This is a genomic window from uncultured Aureimonas sp. (assembly GCF_913775355.1).
In the GTDB taxonomy this organism is placed as follows: Bacteria; Pseudomonadota; Alphaproteobacteria; order Rhizobiales; family Rhizobiaceae; genus Aureimonas.
This window is the reverse complement of record NZ_CAJYIU010000303.1, coordinates 1-2687: the sequence shown is the minus strand read 5'-3', so window position 1 is coordinate 2687 and position 2687 is coordinate 1. Positions and strand designations below refer to the sequence as shown.

General features: G+C 68.9%; 3 protein-coding genes. All 3 read left to right on the top strand.

What is annotated here, in order from left to right; all coding sequences use genetic code 11:
- The first annotated feature begins 108 nt into the window (after positions 1–108).
- From cheB to QZ753_RS18490, 3 genes are read left to right on the top strand one after another with little or no spacing between them, the layout of a single operon-like run.
- The gene (cheB, locus tag QZ753_RS18500) at positions 109–1194 is read left to right on the top strand and encodes a chemotaxis-specific protein-glutamate methyltransferase CheB (RefSeq protein WP_294645800.1); all 1086 of its coding nucleotides are present in this window, start codon (positions 109–111) and stop codon (positions 1192–1194) included.
- Between the two features lie 8 nt (positions 1195–1202).
- The gene (locus QZ753_RS18495; protein ID WP_294645799.1) at positions 1203–1805 is read left to right on the top strand and encodes a HEAT repeat domain-containing protein; all 603 of its coding nucleotides are present in this window, start codon (positions 1203–1205) and stop codon (positions 1803–1805) included.
- Positions 1802–2668: a protein-glutamate O-methyltransferase CheR gene (locus QZ753_RS18490; RefSeq protein WP_294645797.1), complete on the top strand. Its 867-nt coding sequence runs from the start codon at positions 1802–1804 to the stop codon at positions 2666–2668. The genes QZ753_RS18495 and QZ753_RS18490 overlap by 4 nt, the downstream gene beginning before the upstream one ends.
- Positions 2669–2687: the final 19 nt, after the last annotated feature.

Genomic DNA, 2687 nt, shown 5'->3' with positions numbered 1-2687 from the left:
GGACCGCAAGCGCATCATCCAGATCCTCGACATCGGCGAGCTCCTGGACACGAACGAGACCGACGCCGCACGCGCGGCAGCCGCCTGAGCACCCATTCGAGCCGTCCCATGCCAGCAGCCAAGAAAGTCCTCGTCGTCGACGATTCCGCCCTGATGCGCCGCGTGCTGACGCGGATGCTCGAGGAGGGCGGGTTCGAGGTGGTCACCGCCCATGACGGCGCCCACGCTCTCGAGGTCCTCGCCCGCGAGAACCCCGATGTCGTGACGCTCGACGTCAATATGCCCCGGATGGACGGGCTGACCTGCCTGTCCCGCATCATGTCGGATTGCCCGAAGCCCGTCGTCATGTGCTCGTCGATCACCCAGGAGGGTGCCGCGGCGACGCTGGAGGCGCTGGCCCTCGGGGCGGTCGACATCATCCTGAAGCCCGACGGGACGGTTTCGCCGTCCCTGTACCGCATCGAGGACGAGATCGTCGCCAAGGTCCGTGCCGCCGCCTCGGCGCGTCCGCGAAAGTCTCGGGCGGGCGGCGGCGTGCAGCGCCCGGTCGGACCCGAGCGGCGTGCGGTCCCGAGGGGAGCGACCGGTGCGCCTCCGCCGCTCGAGTACCTCGTGCTGGTCGGCGTCTCGACGGGCGGTCCCGGCATGCTGGACGACGTCCTGTCCGAGCTGCCGGCCGACCTGCCGGGGGCGGTCGTGATCGCCCAACACATGCCCGCCGGCTTCACCCAGACACTCGCGCAGCGCCTCGATCGGACCTGCCCGCTTCCCGTGTCGGAGGTGAGCGCCGTCACCGAGATCAAGGCCGCCAACGTCTATCTCGGACGCGGCGGTTCGGACCTCGTCGTCACGCGGCGCGGCGCCGGCATCGCCCTGTCGCCCGTCCCCGCGGACCCGAAGCGCCTGTGGCACCCGTCGGTGTCGCGTCTCGTGGCGAGCGCGCTCGAACACACCGAGGCGGCCCATCTCGTGGGCGTCCAGCTCACCGGGATGGGCAACGACGGTGCTGCCGAGATGGCCGAGCTCCGGCGGCTGGGCGGACGCACGATCGCTGAATCCGAGGAGACGGCGGTGGTCTTCGGCATGCCGAAGGAACTCATCGATCTCGGCGGCGCCACAAGCGTCCTGCCGAGCAGCCGCATCGGACGCGAGATCGGCCGATGGACCGCACTCACGCCAACGCAAGCCGCCTGAGGACGACCATGGGACTCGTCAAAGCGAAGATCACGCAAGGCCCGATCGACGAGGCGGCGGCGCGGCCCGCCGAACTCGACGCCGCCGATGCCGCATCCAGGCGAGCGGCCGCCCGGGTCATGGCCACCCGACCGGGCTCGGAAGGAGACCTCCTCTCCCGGCTCGCGGTCGAGACCGATCGCCAGGTGCGCGAGGCCATCGTCCTGTCGCTCATCGGGCTGGGGACCGAGGTGGCCGTTCTCGGCCTGGCGGAGCACCTCGGCGGGGAGGACGTCGAGCTTCGCAATGCCGTCGTCGAGGCGCTGGAGAGCATGCCCAGGGCGCTGGAGCCCCACCTGGACCGACTCCTGGTCCATGACGACGCGGACGTGCGCATCTTCGTGTGCAACGTCCTTGCGGGCCTCAGGCACGCGGGAGCCTGCGAGTGGCTCAAGAGGGTTCTCGAACGGGACCGCCACCCGAACGTATGCGCGGCGGCGATCGACGCGATGATGGAGGCGGGCACGCCGGACTGCATCCCCTCGATCCGGGCGGCCATGGCGCGCTTCCCCGACGAGCCGTTCCTTGCGTTCTCGGCCGAGCTCGCGATCGCGAGGATCGAGCGGCCATGAGTGTCCTCGCAGCGGAGATGCCTTCCATCTCGGACGACGAACTCTCGAGGTTCGCGGACTTCTTCTACCGCAAGACGGGCATCCGCCTCGACGAGCGCAAGCGCTATTACATGGAGCGCCGCATCGTCGACCGCGTGCGCGCCTGCGCCTGCCACAGTTTCGCGGACTACTTCTCGCGGCTGAAGTTCGGTGGGCTCGGCAACGAGCTCGAGGCCCTCATCAACGAGATGACGGTCAACGAGACCTATTTCTGGCGCGAGAACTACCAGTTCGAGTGCATGACCCGGCACATGCTCGACGAGATCGCGCGGACCAAGCGGCCCGGCCAGCGCATCCGCATCTGGTCGATCCCCTGCTCGACGGGCGAGGAGCCCTACACGATCGCGATCCACATCCTCGAGAACTGGGCGCGGGCCGACGCCTACGACATCGAGCTTCTCGCGAGTGACATCGACAGCAACGTCCTCCAGCGTGCCCGCCAGGGCTTCTACGAGGAGCGCGCGCTGTCGCGGCTCCCACGGCACCTGCGCGAGCGCTACTTCAAGCCGTTCGGGCCGACGCGCTGGCAGGTGGTCGAGGGGCTCAGGGAGTCGATCACCTTCGGACCGGTGAACCTCAGCGACCCCAAGGAGACAGCTCGCTACCGCGAGATCGACCTGATCTTCTGCCGCAACCTCCTGATCTACTTCGACGACGTGTCCCGGCGGCTCGCGGCGGCCAACATGTTCGACTGCATGACCCCCGGCGGCTTCATCTGCCTCGGCCACTCCGAGAGCATGAGCCGCATCTCGAACCTCTTCCGCCCCCGGCAGTTCGCCGAAGCCCTCGTCTACCAGAAGCCGTCCAGCCGGGAGGCCGCATGAGCACCGCATCGACACATCC